The 16056-nt window shown below is 75.0% G+C and carries 14 protein-coding genes; 6 read left to right on the top strand and 8 right to left on the bottom strand.

The features are described from left to right. Positions 1 to 104 precede the first annotated feature (104 nt). The 5 genes from ABD990_RS29715 to ABD990_RS29695 are packed head-to-tail and all read left to right on the top strand — an operon-like array spanning position 105 to position 4717. Positions 105 to 1319, top strand: coding sequence for an ABC transporter substrate-binding protein (locus ABD990_RS29715; protein WP_345384095.1), 1215 nt, complete (start codon positions 105 to 107; stop codon positions 1317 to 1319). Beyond that, positions 1316 to 2206, top strand: coding sequence for a branched-chain amino acid ABC transporter permease (locus ABD990_RS29710; RefSeq protein ID WP_345384094.1), 891 nt, complete (start codon positions 1316 to 1318; stop codon positions 2204 to 2206). Before ABD990_RS29715 ends, ABD990_RS29710 begins: the two co-directional genes overlap by 4 nt. Continuing rightward, on the top strand, positions 2203 to 3237 hold the full coding sequence (locus ABD990_RS29705; protein ID WP_345384093.1) for a branched-chain amino acid ABC transporter permease: 1035 nt from the start codon (positions 2203 to 2205) through the stop codon (positions 3235 to 3237). The genes ABD990_RS29710 and ABD990_RS29705 overlap by 4 nt, the downstream gene beginning before the upstream one ends. Further along, complete coding sequence (locus tag ABD990_RS29700; protein WP_345384092.1) at positions 3234 to 4004, top strand: ABC transporter ATP-binding protein; 771 nt, start codon at positions 3234 to 3236, stop codon at positions 4002 to 4004. The genes ABD990_RS29705 and ABD990_RS29700 overlap by 4 nt, the downstream gene beginning before the upstream one ends. Next, complete coding sequence (locus ABD990_RS29695) at positions 4001 to 4717, top strand: ABC transporter ATP-binding protein (protein WP_345384091.1); 717 nt, start codon at positions 4001 to 4003, stop codon at positions 4715 to 4717. The genes ABD990_RS29700 and ABD990_RS29695 overlap by 4 nt, the downstream gene beginning before the upstream one ends. A gap of 14 nt (positions 4718 to 4731) precedes the next feature. On the opposite strand, the gene ABD990_RS29690 is transcribed toward ABD990_RS29695, so the two are convergent. From ABD990_RS29690 to ABD990_RS29655, 8 genes are all read right to left on the bottom strand, one after another. Further along, a complete protein-coding gene (locus ABD990_RS29690) occupies positions 4732 to 5433 on the bottom strand; it encodes a maleylpyruvate isomerase family mycothiol-dependent enzyme (protein WP_345384090.1) in 702 nt (233 codons plus the stop codon). Further along, positions 5430 to 7115: a (2,3-dihydroxybenzoyl)adenylate synthase gene (locus ABD990_RS29685; RefSeq protein WP_345384089.1), complete on the bottom strand. Its 1686-nt coding sequence runs from the start codon at positions 7113 to 7115 to the stop codon at positions 5430 to 5432. The genes ABD990_RS29690 and ABD990_RS29685 overlap by 4 nt, the downstream gene beginning before the upstream one ends. Continuing rightward, positions 7096 to 9198, bottom strand: coding sequence for an acetate--CoA ligase family protein (locus ABD990_RS29680; RefSeq protein ID WP_345384088.1), 2103 nt, complete (start codon positions 9196 to 9198; stop codon positions 7096 to 7098). The genes ABD990_RS29685 and ABD990_RS29680 overlap by 20 nt, the downstream gene beginning before the upstream one ends. Continuing rightward, complete coding sequence (locus ABD990_RS29675; RefSeq protein WP_345384087.1) at positions 9195 to 10784, bottom strand: FAD-dependent monooxygenase; 1590 nt, start codon at positions 10782 to 10784, stop codon at positions 9195 to 9197. Before ABD990_RS29675 ends, ABD990_RS29680 begins: the two co-directional genes overlap by 4 nt. Positions 10785 to 10787: 3 nt before the next feature. Beyond that, positions 10788 to 11615 (bottom strand): fumarylacetoacetate hydrolase family protein, encoded by an 828-nt coding sequence (locus ABD990_RS29670; RefSeq protein ID WP_345384086.1) that lies wholly within the window; start codon positions 11613 to 11615, stop codon positions 10788 to 10790. Then, positions 11612 to 12691 (bottom strand): cupin domain-containing protein, encoded by a 1080-nt coding sequence (locus ABD990_RS29665; protein WP_345384085.1) that lies wholly within the window; start codon positions 12689 to 12691, stop codon positions 11612 to 11614. Before ABD990_RS29665 ends, ABD990_RS29670 begins: the two co-directional genes overlap by 4 nt. Next, the gene (locus ABD990_RS29660; protein ID WP_345384084.1) at positions 12688 to 14028 is read right to left on the bottom strand and encodes an MFS transporter; all 1341 of its coding nucleotides are present in this window, start codon (positions 14026 to 14028) and stop codon (positions 12688 to 12690) included. The genes ABD990_RS29665 and ABD990_RS29660 overlap by 4 nt, the downstream gene beginning before the upstream one ends. A 119-nt stretch (positions 14029 to 14147) precedes the next feature. Continuing rightward, positions 14148 to 14969 (bottom strand): PaaX family transcriptional regulator, encoded by an 822-nt coding sequence (locus tag ABD990_RS29655; protein WP_345384083.1) that lies wholly within the window; start codon positions 14967 to 14969, stop codon positions 14148 to 14150. Between the two features lie 178 nt (positions 14970 to 15147). Here ABD990_RS29655 and ABD990_RS29650 point away from each other — a divergent pair, with 178 nt between their 5' ends. Beyond that, positions 15148 to 15864: an alpha/beta fold hydrolase gene (locus tag ABD990_RS29650; protein ID WP_345384082.1), complete on the top strand. Its 717-nt coding sequence runs from the start codon at positions 15148 to 15150 to the stop codon at positions 15862 to 15864. The last annotated feature ends 192 nt before the right edge of the window (positions 15865 to 16056 follow it).

The raw sequence follows: 16056 nt of genomic DNA, 5'->3' as shown, positions 1-16056 counted from the left end.
CGAGCAGTTGACACCCGTCCGAGTGGTTCGACACCATCCGTGTCCTCCGACACACCCGTGTAGTACGTCGGCCCCCACCACATCGTTCGACGAGGAGCGGTTCGATGGCTGAGTACACCCTGTCCAGACGACGCCTGCTCGGACTCCTCGGAGCGGCCGCGGCCGCCCCCGCGCTCGCGGCCTGCGGCAGCAGCGTGGGCGGGGGCACGTCCGGGGGCGGTGGCGGGCAGGGCGGCCCGGTCAAGGTCGGCCTGGTCGTTCCGCAGTCCGGGGTGTACGCGGCGCTGGGCACGGACATGCAGCGCGGCTGGGAGCTCTGGCTGCGGCAGCACGGCAACCGGATCGGCGGCCGGGAGGTCACGACCGTCGTGGCCGACGAGGGCGAGAACCCGCAGAGCGGGGTGCCGGCCGTGCAGCGGGTCCTGCAGGCGGACCAGGTCGACGTCGTCGTCGGGATCGTGAACTCGGCGACGGCGCTGGGGGCCGCGCCGCTGATGAGCGAGGCCAAGAAGGTCCTCGTCGTGGCCAACGCGGGCGCCGCGGACATCACCGGGAAGTCCCGCACGCCCTACGTCTGGCGGACGTCCTTCCAGAACGCCCAGGTCGCGGCCGCCGCGGGCCCGTACCTCGCGCAGCAGGACATCCCCGGTGGGGTCTTCCTGATCGCGCCGGACTACGCCGCGGGCACCGAGGTCCGTGCCGGCTTCAAGGCCGCCTACGAGGCGGCGGGCGGACGGATCGCCGGGGAGGCGGCCCCGCCCTTCGGGACCACCCAGGACTACCAGCCCTTCCTCTCTCAGATCCGGCAGTCCGGGGCCGGCGCGGTGTTCTGCTTCTTCGCCGGCGCCGAGGCCGTCCGGTTCGTGCAGCAGTACGCGCAGTTCGGGCTCAAGGACTCCGTGCCGCTGTACGGATCGGGCTTCCTCACCGAGGGCGGGGTGCTCAACGCCCAGGCCGAGGCCGCGGTCGGCGTGCGGACCTCGCTGTTCTACTCCGACCGGCTCGACAACCCGGCCAACCGCGCCTTCGTCGACGCCTACCGCGGCGCCTACCAGGCCGTCCCGACCTGCTACTCGGTGTCGACCTGGGACGCCGCCGCCGTGCTGGACCGCGCCCTCGGCTCGGCCACGGCGCTCGACGGGGACAGCGTCAGTGCCGCCCTGGGGCAGGTCGGCGCGATCGACGACAGCCCGCGCGGCTCGTGGACCTTCGACGGGCAGAGCCCGCGCCAGACGATGTACCTGCGCACGGTCGAGGGCACGCCGGGGCAGCTCAGCAACGCGGTGACCGCCGACCTCGGGCAGAAGGCCCAGGTATGACGGGCTGGCTCGCCGCCAACCTGATCAGCGTCCTGAACGGGCTGGCCATCGGCGCCCTGCTGTTCGTCCTCGCCGTCGGGCTCTCGCTCGTCTTCGGCATGATGGACGTACTGAACCTCGCCCACGGCGCGCTGTTCGTGACGGGTGCGTACGTGGCCGCGGCGCTGTCCGCCGGCGGTCCGTCGTGGGGTGCCTACCTCGGCGCGCTCGGGCTCGCCGCGGTGATCGGGTTGCTCGCGGGCGGTGCGCTGTCGGCGATGACCGAGCCGCTGCGCCGCCGCTCGCACCTCGACCAGGCGCTGCTCACGCTCGGCGTGGCGCTGATCGTCGCGGAGGTGCTGCAGATCGTGTTCGGCGACGACCCGCTCGCCGTGCCCGCGCCGCCGGGGCTCGACGGGTCGGTCCCGCTGTTCGGGGCCGCCTACCCGACGTACCGGCTGGTGATCATCGGGATCGGTGCGGCCCTGGCCGTCGCCATCCACGTCCTCGTCGAGCGGACGACGCTCGGGGCCCTGGTCCGCGCCACCGTGGCCGACCGCGACATGGTCGCCGCGATCGGCGTGGACAACCGGCGGGTGAAGGTCGCCGTGTTCGCCCTCGGCTCGTTGCTGGCCACGGTGGCCGGCGTGCTCGGCGGCCCGGTCTACGGCGCGAGCGTGGGACTGGACTCGACCGTGCTCATCCTGGCACTCGTCGTCGTGGTCATCGGCGGCCTGGGCTCCGTGCGCGGCGCACTGGTCGGCGCGCTGCTGATCGGGCAGATCGAGTCGCTGGGCCGGGCACTGCTGCCGGACCTGGCCTCGTTCGTGCTCTTCGGCGCCCTGGCGCTGGTACTGGTGCTGCGCCCGCAGGGGCTCTTCGGGAGCCGGGCGGGGGCGGTGGTGTGACGAAGTTGTCGGCCGGATCGGAGGCACCGGACGTGCCCGAGGTGCCCGGGAACGTCGTCGGCGGGACCGCTGCGCCCCGGCGCCCGGTCCGCCGGCGGTATGCGGCGGTCCCGGCGGTCGTCGTCGTGCTGGTGCTCGCCGCGGCGCCGCTCTTCCTCGCGCCCTTCGCCACCACCACGCTCACCCGGCTGCTGGTGTTCGGCCTGCTCGCGGTGAGCCTCGACCTGCTCGTGGGGGTCACCGGGCTGCCGTCGCTCGGGCACGCGGCCTACTTCGGCGCCGGCGCCTACGCCGCGGGCTGGGTCTCCCTCCACGTCACCCCGGCGATCCCGGTGCCGCTGCTGGTGGGCGCGCTCGTCGGCGGGGTGGCCGCCGCGGCCACCGGCTGGGTCGCGGTCCGTTCCGCCGGGGTGTTCTTCCTGATGCTCACCCTGGCGATCGGTGAGATCCTCGCCCAGGTCGCGCAGAACTGGGACTCGGTGACCGGCGGAGCCAACGGCCTCGCCGGCATCCCGGCCGCACGGCTCGGCGGCGAGCCCCTGCTGAACGCGGGGTTCCTGTACTGGTACGTGCTGGTCGTGGGCCTGTTGCTGTTCGCGGTGGTGTGGGTGCTCGCCCGGTCCCCCTTCGGCGCCGCGCTGCGCGGGATCCGGGACAACGAGCCGCGGATGCGGGCCATCGGCTACCCGACGACGGTCTACAAGTACGCCGCGTTCGTCGCGGCCGGCACCGTCGCCGGCGCCGCCGGATCGCTGCTCGCCGCCCAGCAGCGCCTCGTCACCCCCGCCGACCTGGGGTTCACGACCGCCGCGCTCGCGCTGCTCGCCGTGGTGATCGGCGGCGCGGGCTCGCTGTGGGGACCGGTCATCGGCGCAGCGCTCGTGGTTCTCGTGCGGGACGCCCTGGGTCCGAGCCTCGCGGGGCACGGCGAGCTGCTCCTCGGCGTGGTGTTCGTGCTGGTCGTCTACCTGCTGCCGCGGGGCGCCGCGGGGCTCGCCGGGTTGCGGCCCTTCCGGAGGAGGAACCCGTGAGCGCCCTGACCTGCCGCGGCGTGAGCCGCTCGTTCGGTGCCCTCCGGGCGGTCGACGCGGTCGACCTCACCGTGCAGCCCGGGGCCCGGCACGCCCTGATCGGGCCCAACGGCGCGGGCAAGACCACGTTGTTCCGGGTGCTCACCGGCCGGATGCGGGCCGACGCGGGCACCGTGCACCTCGGCGACCGGGACGTCACCGGGCTCTCCGAGGTGCGCCGCTGCCGGCTCGGGATGAGCCAGACCCTGCAGCACGCGAGCCTGTTCGCCTCGATGACCGCCGCGGAGACCGTCGCGCTCGCGGTGCGCCGGCACGGGCCGGAGGGCGGCGGCGACCGGATCGTCCCGTGGCCGGTCCGCCGGCCGGCCGTCGACGCCCGCACGGACGAGCTGCTCGGCCAGGTCGGGCTCGGTGACCGCGCCGGGTCCTCCGTGCCGTCGCTCTCCCACGGCGAACGCAAGCAGCTGGAGGTGGCGCTGGCGCTGGCCTGTGCCCCGTCCGTGCTGCTGCTGGACGAGCCCGCCGCCGGGATGTCCCCGGCCGAGAGCGCGCGGCTGCTCGCCCTGCTGGCGGGGCTGCCGGGCGAGGTGACCGTGCTGTTCGTCGAGCACGACCTGGACCTCGTCTTCGACCTCGCCGACCACGTCACCGTGCTGCACCTCGGCCGCGTGCTGCTGTCCGGGACACCCGACGAGGTGCGGGCGAGCGACGCCGTCCGGGAGGCCTACCTCGGCACCGCCCGCCGCGAGGAGCTGTTCACCTCATGAGCACCGAGCCCGTGCCGGCCCTCGAGGTCCAGGCCCTCACCGCCGGCTACGACCGCAGCACCGTGCTCGACGGCGTCGACCTGCGCCTCGCGCCCGGCGGCGCGCTCGGACTGCTCGGCCGCAACGGCGTCGGCAAGTCCACCCTGATCATGACCTTGATGGGACTGGTCACGCCCACCTCGGGCCGCGTGCTGCTCGACGGGCGGGACACGACCGGCCGGCGCCCGGACGTGATCGCCCGGGCGGGGGTCGCGCTCGTCCCGCAGGGCCGGCGGATCTGGGCGCCGCTCACCGTGGCCGAGCACCTCGCGCTGGCCGGCCGCGGGCACGGCCGGCGGTGGACGGTCGACTCCGTCCTCGACCTCCTCCCCCGCCTCCGGGAACGCCTCGCCCAGCCCGCCGGCCGGCTCTCCGGCGGCGAGCAGCAGATGCTGGCCGTGGCCCGCGCCCTGCTCACCGATCCCCGCCTGATGCTGCTCGACGAGCCGTCCGACGGCCTCGCCCCGGCGATCGTCGACCAGATCGCCGGGTTGCTGGGCACGCTGCGCCGCGAGGGCGTCGCGATCCTGCTGGTCGAGCAGGACCTGCACCTGGCCTTCACGGTGTGCGACGAGATCGCCGTGATGGAGAAGGGCCGGATCGTGCACCGGGCGACGACCACCCGGTTCCGCGCCGACCGGGCGACCGCCCACCGTCTGCTCGGGGTCGCCTGACCGGACGCCGGGGGTCAGAGCCAGCGCGGCAGCGCGGGCCGGTCGGGCGCGACGACGCGCCCGGTGAGCCACCCGGCGAGATCGGCCGCGGAGGCCCGCACCGTCCCGTGGGGTTCCCGGGTGCCCAGCCGCCAGGTCCGGTCGCGGTCGGTCGGTGCCAGTTCGAGGGAGGGACAGCCCTCCTTGCCCGACAGCGCCGCGCCGACGTCGTCGAGCAGGAGGTCGAGGACTCCCGCGGGCAGGTCGTCCGGGCTTGCGCCGGTACCGAGGTCGACGGCGTGCAGCCAGACCTCGCGGATGCGCATCCAGGGCACGTCGGCCGCGGGGACGGCCCGGCCCAGGGCGCTGCGCACCGGCGCCCGCCACTGCTCCGCGGTGAGCGCGGAGAGGGCCGCGTCCAGCATGTCGGCGGTGCTCGCGACCTCGGCGCGCAGGGTCGACGCCGGGAGGCCGGCGGACCGCTCGATCTCGGCGGCCCGCTGGTCCCGGTCGGCGTACATCGGGGTCTCCTCGCCGGTCCTCGCCCAGGTCGCCAGCCGGCCCAGGGCCTCGGCGTTGCGGGCGACGTGCCCGACGACGTGGGCGCGGGTCCACCCCGGCAGGGTGCTCGAACCGCGGAGGTCGTCGTCGGCGAGCTTCTCGACGACGGCGAGCAGGTGCGCGGTGCCCTCCCGCATCCAGGGCAGGGTCGTGGCGACGTCGTGCCGGTCGCTCATGCCGGGGCCCCGCTCAGGCGTTCGGCGATGTCGGCCCGCAACGCCTTCTTGTCGATCTTCCCCACCTTGGTCGTGGCCAGCTCGTCGACCAGGACGAGGTGCTCGGGCAGCTTGAACCGGGCGACCCCGACGGACTCCATGGCCGCGCGGATCTCCTCCAGGGTCACCGTCGACGCGGTCCGCGGCACCACGTAGAGGCACACCCGCTCCCCCAGCTCCCGATCCGGCATCGCGACCGCGGCGACCTGGGCGACGGCCGGCAGCTGGTAGACGAGGTTCTCGACCTCCTCGGCGGAGATCTTCTCGCCGCCGCGGTTGATCATGTCCTTGTCACGGCCCTCGACGACCAGGTTGCCCTCGGGCGTCCGGCGGCAGATGTCGCCGGAGCGGTACCAGCCGTCCGCGGTGAAGGCGCGGGCGTTCTGCTCGGCCGCCCGGTAGTAGCCGCGGGGGGTGTACGGGCCGCGGGTCAGTAACGAGCCGACCTCGCCCTCGGGGACGTCCCGGCCGAGCTCGTCGACGAGGCGGACCTCGTCGTCGGGGCACATCGGGCGGCCCTGAGTGGTGCAGACGACCTCGTCGGGGTCGTCGAGCCGGGTGAAGTTGAGCAACCCCTCGGCCATGCCGAAGACCTGCTGCAGCGTGCAGCCGAGGACGGGCCGGATCTTCCGGGCCAGCTCGTCGGCGAGCCGCGCACCGCCGACCTGGAGGACGCGCAGCGACGCGAGCTCGTCCGGTCCGTGCTCCGCGGCGTGGTCGAGCCAGCGCCCGGCGACCGCGGGAACGACGGCGGTGTGGGTGACGCCCTCGGCGGCGACGGTGGCGAACGCTCGGGCCGGCTCGGGCGAGGGCAGCAGGACGACACGGCCCCCGGCCAGCAGGGCGCCGAGGATTCCGGGACAGGCGAGCGGGAAGTTGTGCCCGGCCGGCAGGCTCACGAGGTACACCGTGTCCGGGCCGACGCCGGCCATCTGGGCACTGCGCCGGGCGTTGTAGGCGTAGTCGTCGTGGGTGCGGGCGATCAGCTTGGGCAGGCCGGTCGTGCCGCCGGAGAGCAGGAAGAGCGCGACCTCGCGGCTGCCCGGGGCGAGCGCGTCGAGCCGGGCCCGGTCGGCCTCGGGGTCCTCCGCCGGTCCGCAGAGCGCGCGCAGGTCGATGCCGCCCGGGGCGACCCGGTCCCCGCAGACGAGCACGTGCCAGGGCGCGCCGGTCACCGAGCGGACGTCGTCGGCGAGCTCGTGGGCCAGCGCCTGATGGTCGAAGTCGCGCAGCACGTCGGGCACCGCGACGGCGGTGGCCTCGGCGTGCCGGGCCAGGTGGGCGAGCTCGGTGCGACGGTGCGCGGGCAGCGCCATGACCGGCACGATGCCGGCCCGCAGGCACGCCAGGGTGAGCACCACGAACTCCCACCCGTTGCCGAGCTGCACCACGATCCGCTCGCCCGGCTCCATACCGAGGTCCAGCAGCCGGGCCGCGGCGGCGTCGGCCCGCTCGGCCAGCTCCCGGTGGGACAGCCGCAGGCCGACGGCGGCGTCGACCACGGCCGGCGTCTCCGGGTGCCGGTCGGCCACCTCGCGCAGCAGGGTGCCGAGCGGGACGCCGGCCCAGTAGCCCTTGCCGACGTAGTCCTCGGCGACGTCGGCGGGCCAGGGCACGATGTGCTCACTGATCGGGCTGGGCATCACTGGCCTCCGTGGGGACGACGACGGCGTCGAGCGCGACCAGCCCGGTGGCGGTCAGGCGCAGGGGGTTGATCTCCATCTCGGCGAGGCCGGGGTTGGCAACGAGCAGGTCGCCGAGGGCGGAGGCGATGCGGCCGAGCTCGCCGGCGTCGAGAGCCGGGCCGCCGCGCCACCGGTCGAGCAGGGCGCGGCCGGCCAGCTCCCCGGGCATCTCCGCGGCCTCGTCGGCGGCGAGCGGCGCGAGCCGGATCGCGACGTCGGCCAGGGCCTCGGCGGTCGTGCCGCCCAACCCGAGCAGCACGATCGGGCCGAACACCGGGTCACGGCGCGCACCGAGGACGAGATCGACCCCGCTCGGAGCCATGCGCTCGACGAGGTACCGGACCGCCCCGACGGCGTCGAGCCGGTCGAGGGCCTCCTCGAGCGCGACCGCGTCGGCGACACCGAGGTGCACGCCGCCGATCTCGGTCTTGTGCAGGACCGCGGCGTCGAGGATCTTGACCGCGACGGGCCCGCCGAGCCCGGCGAGGGCGGCGCGCGCCTCCGCGCGCGACCCGCACGCGCGGCGCGGTGCCGTGCGGATGCCGAGCCGCTCGAGCAGCCCCTTGGCCAGGTCCTCGTCGTGCGCACCGGTGACCCCGGTCGGGACCTGCCGCGGCACGACCGGTCCGGTCCGCCGGGCCCGGACGCGCGCGTCCGCGAGCAGGGCACCGGTCCCGGCGGCGACACCGCGCGGGTCGGCCGCGACGGCGATCCCCGCGGCGAGCAGGTCGCGGCGCCCCTGCACGGCGTCCGCGCCGGTGCCCCCGAGCCCGAGGACCACCGGCACGCCGTCGACCCGGCCCTCGCGGGCGGCCGCGACGAGGTCGACGGCATCGGGCTCGTGCAGCGCGTACCCGGCGACCACGTCGACCTCCGGGTCGGAGGCGACGGCGTGGAACACGCGGCCGAGCTCGGGGCCGGGACGGCCGGTGTCGACGGGGTTGCGCTGGTAGGTCAGCGGGGGGAGCAGCGTGGCCAGGGTGTGCCGGGTCGCCGGGGTCAGCTCCGGCACCCGGGCGCCCCGGCCACGGAGGTCGTCGAGCAGCAGCAGGCCCGGGCCGGCCTGCGCGGTGACCACGCCGACGCCCGGGTCGCGCGCAGGACGCGCCCGCGTCACCGAGAGCGCGCCGACGGCGTCGACCAGCTCGCGCTCGTCGTCGACCAGGACCGCCCCCGCCTGGGCGAGCGCGGCCCGGGTGGTACGCCAGGAGGTGGCCAGGGCACCCGTGTGCGAGGCGGCGAAGGCCCCGATGTCGTGCCGGCCGACGGCCAGGGCGACGACGGGGCGCCGGGCCGACAGCCGACGCACGGCCGCGACGAGCCGGGGCCCGTCGGCGACGGACTCCACGTGCAGGGCGACCGCACCCGTCTCCGGGTCCGCGGCGAGGTGGTCGAGCACGTCGGGAGCCGAGACGTCCACGGCGTTGCCCAGCCCGACGGCGAGGCTGATGCCGTGCCCGGCCTCGGTGAGCAGGAAGGACAGGGCGTGGTTCACCCCGCCGCTGGCGGCGACGACGGCGACCCGGCCGGGCCGGACCCGGGCTACGCCGGGCACGAAGCTCGCGGTCACGCCGACGTGCGGGGCGAGGAAGCCGCTGGTGTTGGGCCCGAGCAGGCGGATGCCGGTCCCGGCGACGACGGCGGCGAGCTCCTCCTGGTGGCCGGTCCCCGGCCCCCCTGCCTCGGCGAACCCACCGCTGCAGACGACCGCGGCGCGGGCACCGGCCTCGGCGGCCTCGGCCACGACCCCCGCGCACGCGGCGGCCTGGACACAGACCATGGCCAGGTCGACCGGACCGGCCTCCGCCGCGGCGTGCACGGAGGGGAACATGCCGTCGTCCCGGCCGTTGACCAGCGCGAGGTGCCCGCCCCGCTCGGCGAAGCCGCGCAGTGAGCGCGCCAGGGCGGAACCCAGCTTGCCGGCGGTGCGGGAGGCCCCGACGACGGCGATCCCCTTCGGCGCGAACAGCGCGGCGAGGCTGCGGCCGGTCCCGTCCGGCCCGCCGGACCTGCGCTCGGTGCGTGGGGCGGTGCTGGTCATGCGGGAGCTCCCACGAGGTCGGCCCGGCCGGAGAGCACCGTGGTCAGGGCACGGTCGGCGAGATCGGCGGGGTCGCCGGCGTCGACGTGCAGGGCGGGCAGCCGATCGTGCATGCGCGCCTGTTCACACACCAGCGTCCGGGTCAGCGCCGTGCCGTCGTGCACCGCGACCAGCACCGGGGCCCGCTCGCCGAGCCCGGCGAGCTCGGTGAGGCGTGCGAACACCGCGGGCAGACCCTCCTCGTCCGCCGGTGCGGCGACCAGGGCGCCCCACGGCCCGGCCTGCGGCTCCTCGCTGAGCGGGAGCTCGTCGTCCCTCCCCGCGGAGACGGCGGTCGGCACGCCGCCGACGGTCGACAGGCTCACCAGCCGGCCCGGCGCGGACCAGCCGCCGCGCTCGAACTGCGTGTCCAGCGGCTCCGCCCCGTGCGCGGCGACCCAACCTCGGTGGCTCGCGGTCACGAAGCCCGGGTCACGCCGAGCCAGCCGGGAGTCGGTGATCGACCGGGAGAGGAAGTGGTAGGCGAACTGCCAGGGCTCGAACTCGTCGTGGTAGCGCCCGAAGTGCTCCCACCAGGCCAGGCTCGGCCGCGCCGAGTCCTGGATCCTGCGCACCGACGGCTGGGCGGCCTCCTCGTAGGCGGCCAGCGCGGCGCCGAGGTCGTCCGGGGTCGCGGCGACCGCGCGGGCCAGGGCGACGGCGTCCTCCATGGCCATCTTGGTGCCGGACCCGACGGAGAAGTGCGCGGTGTGCACGGCGTCGCCGAGGAACGCGACCGGCCGCGGGGCCAGCGTGTGCCAGCGCCGGGTGCGGCGCGTGCGGAAGTTGCCCCAGCGGGAGTTGTTGACCAGCAACCGCTTCCCGTCGATCTGCTCGCCGAAGAGCTTCTCGAGGTAGTCCTTCGAGATCAGGTCGCTCTCCCCGGGCGGGCGGGTCACGTCGAACTCGTCGAGACCCGCGCGCCGCCACGAGGCCTCGTCGGTCTCCACGATGAACGTCGAGACCTCGTCGGAGATCGGGTAGCCGTGCACGGCGAACACGCCGTCGGGGCTGCGCTCGTGCACGAAGGTCAGGCCGTCGAACAGATAGTCCGTGCCGAACCAGATGAACTTCGCCGTCGCCGTCTCCACCTCGACCCCGAGGTCCGCCTCCAGCTGCTCGCGGATCCTCGAGCCGGTGCCGTCCGCGGCGACCACCAGGTCGTGGCCCGCGAGGTCGTCCAGCGTGACCTCGGTGGAGAACCGCAGCTCGGCGCCGACGTCCCGGGCGCGCGCCTGCATCAGCGCGAGCAGCGTCCGGCGCACCACGGCGGCCATGCCGTTGCCGCCGCAGCGGACCCGCTCCCCCTTGAGCCGGACCTCGATCTCGTCCCAGTGCCGACCGTGCTCGGTCAACGCCCGGCGGAGCACCGGGTCGGCCTCGTGGATCCCGGCCAGCGTGCGGTCGGAGAACACCACCCCGAAGCCGAAGGTGTCGTCGGCCCGGTTCCGCTCGAACACCGTGACCTCGATCGACGGGTCGGCCCGCCGGATGAGTGTGGCGAAGAACAGCCCTCCCGGGCCGCCGCCCGCGACGGCGATCCGCATGCCTCAGTCCCCCTCGACGAGCGTGTTGCGCAGCTCGCCCACGTTCTCGATCCGGGTGACGAGCACCGACCCCTCGGCCAGGTAGCGCGGGGGCTTGCGCGCGTGCCCCACCCCGCCGGGCGTGCCGGTGGCGATGAGGTCGCCGGGCACCAGCGTGATGATCCGCGAGACGTAGGCGACCAGGTCCGCGGGTGAGAAGACCAGGTCCGACGTGTCGGCCTTCTGCACCACGTCGCCGTCGACCTCGCAGGAGATCTCGCCCGGGTCGCCCTCGTCGACGACCAGCCACGGCCCGACCGGGGTGCTGCGCTCGAACGTCTTGCCCTGCAGCCACTCCACCGACCGGTACTGGAAGTCCCGCGCGGTCACGTCGTTGACCACGGTGTAGCCGGCGATCGCCGCGGCGGCCTGCTCCGCGGTGGCGTGCCGGACCTCCGTCCCGATCACGACGCCGAGCTCGGCCTCCCAGTCCACCTGCTCCGATCCCGCCGGCAGCTCCACCGGGTCGTACGCCCCGACGAGCGCGCGGGCGAACTTCGCGAACAGCGCCGGGTACTCCGGCAGCTCGCGACCCATCTCCAGGATGTGCGAGCGGTAGTTCAACCCGACACAGAACACCTTCTCCGGCCGCGGCACCACCGCCGCGTAGTCCAGCCCGGTCAGGTCGTGGCGGGGGCCCTCCGCCGACGCCGCGGCCGCCCGCCAGTCCGGACGGGCGAGGAACTCTCCGAGATCGGCCGCGCCCAGCTCGATCGCCCCGCGGTCGTCACCGTCGTCGTCGATCCGGACGGCGGCGGTGCCGGCGGCGGTGCGGATGGTCGCGAGCTTCACGAATGGTCCTCTCGTGCGGTGCGGGCGAGACCGAGGGCCTCGAGGACGGGGGCGTCGGAGTAGCAGAAGGCGTCGAGCCCGGTGTCGGCGTCGAAGGCCAGGCCGGCCCAGGAGGGGACACAGAACAGGTCACCGCGGCCGACCTCGTAGCGCTCGTCGCCGACGGTCACCACACCGGAGCCCTCGAAGACCTGCCAGACCGAGGACCCCGCGGTCCGGGTCGGCGCGGTGGAGGTGCCGGAGCGCAGCCGGTGCATCTCGCAGCGCATCGTCGACAGGCAGTCCCCCGCGGTGGCCGGGTTGGTGAACCGGACCACGGCGTGCCCGGGCTCGACGACGCCGGGGTGCCCCTCCCGCTCCAGCTCCAGCTGCGCGGTCAGGGCCGCGTCGGTGTGCTCCCAGCGGTACGCCATCAGCGGGGAGGCCTTCGGGGTCGGGGCGCCCACCGGGGTGAGGCCGGGATGGCCCCACAGCCGCTCGTTGCGCGAGGCGGCCGGGGTCTCCTTAGTGGCCAGCACGTCCGGGCCGAACTCGAAGAACCCGGCGTCGATCGTGCGGACCAGCGGGATGTCCAGCCCGTCGATCCAGGCCATCGGGTGGTCGGTGGTGTTGTGGTGCTCGTGGAAGTGCATGCCCGGGGTGAGCAGCAGGTCCCCGCGGCGCATCGCGACCGGGTCGCCCTCGACGTTGGTCCACACCCCCTCGCCCTCGACCACGAACCGGAACGCAGTCTGCGTGTGGCGGTGCGCCGGCGCCTCCTCCCGCGGGCCCAGGTACTGGATCGCCGCCCACAACGTCGGCGTGGCGTACGGGGTGCCCGGCAGGCCGGGGTTGGCGAGCGCGATCGCGCGCCGCTCCCCGCCCCGGCCGACGGGGACCAGCTCGCCCGCCTTCTCGGCCAGCGGCAGCAGGGTGGACCAGCGCCACAGGAACGGCACGGAGTCCGGCCGCGGGCTGGTCGGCATCAGGCCGCCGATCTGCGTCCACAGCGGCATCATGTGCGCGGCGTCGAACGCCGCGTACAGCTCGTCGAGCCGGGCCTGCTCCTGCGGGGTGATCTCCGGTGCGGTGGTCATGCCGTCGTCTCCTCCTTCGTCGTTCCCGCGGTCAGGGCGGACGGGGTCGCGGCCGGGCCGTCGCCCCGCCGCCGCGGGACCAGGGCGATCAGCAGCGCGCCCGCGAGCGCGGGCACCGCGAACCCGTAGAAGTTCCACTCGAACCCGATGCCGGACGCCAGCACCCACCCGCCGAACAGCGGGCCCACGATCGCGCCGGCCCGGCCGACCCCCAGGGCCCAGCCGAGGGCCGTCGCGCGGATCGCCGCCGGGTGGTGCACGGCCACGTACCCGTTGACCAGGATCTGCGTGCCCACGCTGCCCAGGCCGGCGAGCGCGACGGCCACCAGCAGCAGCCCCGTGTCGACGCGCTGGCTCAGCACCAGCAGGCATCCCGTGGCCACCAGGAATGCGGCCACGGTGACCGGCTTCGGGCCGAGGCGGTCCGCCAGCACCGAGGCGGCGACGGCGCCGACGATCGCCCCGAGGTTCAGCACCAGCAGGAAGGTCAGCGCCGATCCGAGCGGGTACCCGGCCTGCCGCATGATCTGCGGCAACCACGTGTTCAGCCCGTAGACCAGCAGCAGGCCGCAGAAGCTGGCCGCGCCGAACAGCAGGGTGGCCGCGAGGGCGCCCCGGCGGAACAGTGCCTTCGGTCCGGCCGTGCCCGCCGCGGACGCCCGCTCCGCGCGCAGGGCGGGCAGGTCGACGCCGTACCGGACGGCGAGGGCCTCCGCCTCCGCGTCCCGGCCCTTGGCCACCAGGTAGCCGACGGACTCGGGCAGGAGGCGCCACGCCAGCGGCAGCACCACCACCAGCGGCGCCGCCCCGATCGCGAGCAGCGGGCGCCAGCCGTGATCGGCCGCCAGCAGCAGTGCGAGGACCGCCGCGAGCACACCCCCGACCGAGTAGCCGGCGAACATCAGGGCGTTGTAGAGCTGCCTCCGCCCGCGCGGCGCGTACTCGACGGTCAGCGCGATCGCCGACGGGATGACCCCGCCGAGCCCGAGCCCGGCCAGGAACCGCAGCAGGCCCAGCACGCCGGGGCTCGGCGCCAGCGAACAGCCGACCATCAACAGCGAGAACCACGTGATCCCGATCAGCATGATCCGGCGGCGGCCGATCGCGTCGGTGATGGCACCGGCCGCCAGGGCGCCGATCAGCATGCCCGCCAACGCGTAGCTGCCGATGGCCCCGGCCTGGGCGGGCCCCATGTCCCACCCCGGCTCCGCCAGCAGGCTCGGCACCGCGGAGCCGTAGACGATCAGGTCGTAGCCGTCGAAGACGATCGTCAGGAAGCACAGGGCGACCACGACGAGTCCGGACCGGGAAGTGGTCGGTCCTGTCGTCCGTGACACGAGCACCACGCTCCTCGTCGGTGTGCGCACACCGCCGCCGTGGCGGGTGCGCAACCCAACTTACAACGCGACGCCGACGACCGTCTAGTTCGTGTAACTGGTTAAGCGGCATGGCGGCGCTAACCCGCCTCCTCCTCCGGCAGGGCGGCCCCCGTAAGCGCGTCGACGCACGCCTCCGCCGGCCCCCGCAGCAGCCCGTGGGCCTCCAGGAACACCTCGTGGGCGAGCCGTCCGCTCCAGCCCTCCGGGAGGAGCTCGGGCGGCAGGTCCGGGTCGCGGAACGGGAAGCGCCGGTAGTCGTGGACCAGGTTCATCCGCTCGACCAGCGCGTCCGCCCCCTGCAGCTCGCCCGCCCGGTAGCCGGCGAGCCGGGGACGATAGGTCTCGAGCAGCTCGGCGTAGGCGCGGTCCAGGCCCGCGAGGTCCCAGGACCGGGCGGCGATGTCGCGGTCCGCCGCGGCTCCCGCCGACCGCGAGCGGAAGACGTCGAGCTGCACGGCGGGCTCGTCGGCGAAGGCCTCGCGCACCAGGCCGGTGCGGTCGTGCGGACTGAGCCACACCGCCGACGACAGGGGACCGAACCCGAACCAGGCGAGCTTCTTGCGCAGCTGCTCGCGCAGGCCCCGCTCGGCCTCGGGCACGGAGTAGATGACCATGTGCCACTGCCCGTCCCATGGACCCTGCGCGCGGTGGAAGATCCGCTCGCGGCCCTCGTCGAGCAACGCCCAGGCGGCGTCGGTGAGGGCGTAGACCGTCTCGCGGCCGTCCCGGCGGCTCGACAGCCAGCCCTCCTTCCGCAGCCGGGTCACCACGACCCGGACGGTCGGCTCGGGGACGTCGAAGCACCCCATCAGCGACACGAGACTGCGCAGCCGGGCCTCGCCGCCCCGGTAGCGCAGGTAGTCGCCGAACAGGTCGAAGACCAGTGACCGCGCCTTCACCAGCACACCTCCCCCTGCGTACGGACGCCGTACGCAGGCCCCAGTGTCCCACCTCCGGTGCCCGCACCGACGCAGCGATCACCAGCCGGGCGCGCCGATTCTCCCGCGACCGGCGGACGATTGACACGCCCGAGGCACGCTCATCAGGATGTGCGCACCCCCTCGACGAGGAGCACCCATGTCCGAGACCTTCGTGCTGATCACCGGCGCCTGGCACGGCGGCTGGGCCTGGCGGCCCGTGGCCGAGCACCTGCGGGCCGCGGGTCACCGCGTGCTGACGCCCACCCTTCCCGGGCTGCACGACGGCGACGACCCGACCCGGTACCACCTGTCCGACGTCGTCGACGCCGTGGTCGACCTCGTGGAGCGGGAGGACCTGCGCGACGTCACGCTCGTCGGGCACAGCTGGGGCGGCTACGTGATCACCGGCGCGGCACCGCGGCTGGCCGGCCGGCTGCGCAAGCTCGTGTACTGGAGCGCCTTCGTGCCCGCGGCCGGCCGCTCGCTCTACGACGAGGTGCCGCCGCAGTACCAGGAGCTGTTCACCCAGCTCGCCCGCGCGTCCGGCACGAACTCGGTGGCGATGCCGTTCGAGGTCTGGCAGGCCGCGTTCATGAACGACGCGCCGGAGGAGGTCCAGCGGGCCGTGCACGCGCTGATGGTGCCGCAACCCTTCCGGTATTTCACCGAGACCGTCGAGCCGCTCGACCCAGCCGCGCTCGGGGTGCCCGTCGCGTACGTGCTGAGCACCGGGGACGTCGCCCTGCCGCCGGGCGAGTACGGCTGGGACCGGTTCGCCGGGCGGCTCGGGGTCACCCCGGTCGCCGCCCCCGGCAGCCACGAGGCCTGCTTCACCGAGCCGGCCGGACTCGCCGAGGCGCTGCTCAAGGCCTGAACACCCCACCGCTGCGACGCCCCGACGGCGGTCGACGCCCGACTGCAGCACACGACGCCCTCGCCCGGGGGAGCGCGGGCGAGGACGTCGTGCGGAGGCGGCCGTCAGGCGGTCACGCTCCGGGCTCCTCGAGAAGGGCCCGTCCGTCACCCGAGCTCGCGGCCCGGCGCGGGTGCGGTCGCGTCGCGCAGC

The sequence above is a fragment of the Pseudonocardia yuanmonensis genome (assembly GCF_039542425.1).
GTDB lineage: Bacteria > Actinomycetota > Actinomycetes > Mycobacteriales > Pseudonocardiaceae > Pseudonocardia > Pseudonocardia yuanmonensis.
The sequence above is the reverse complement of the archived record's forward strand: the minus strand, read 5'-3'. Positions and strand labels throughout refer to the sequence as shown.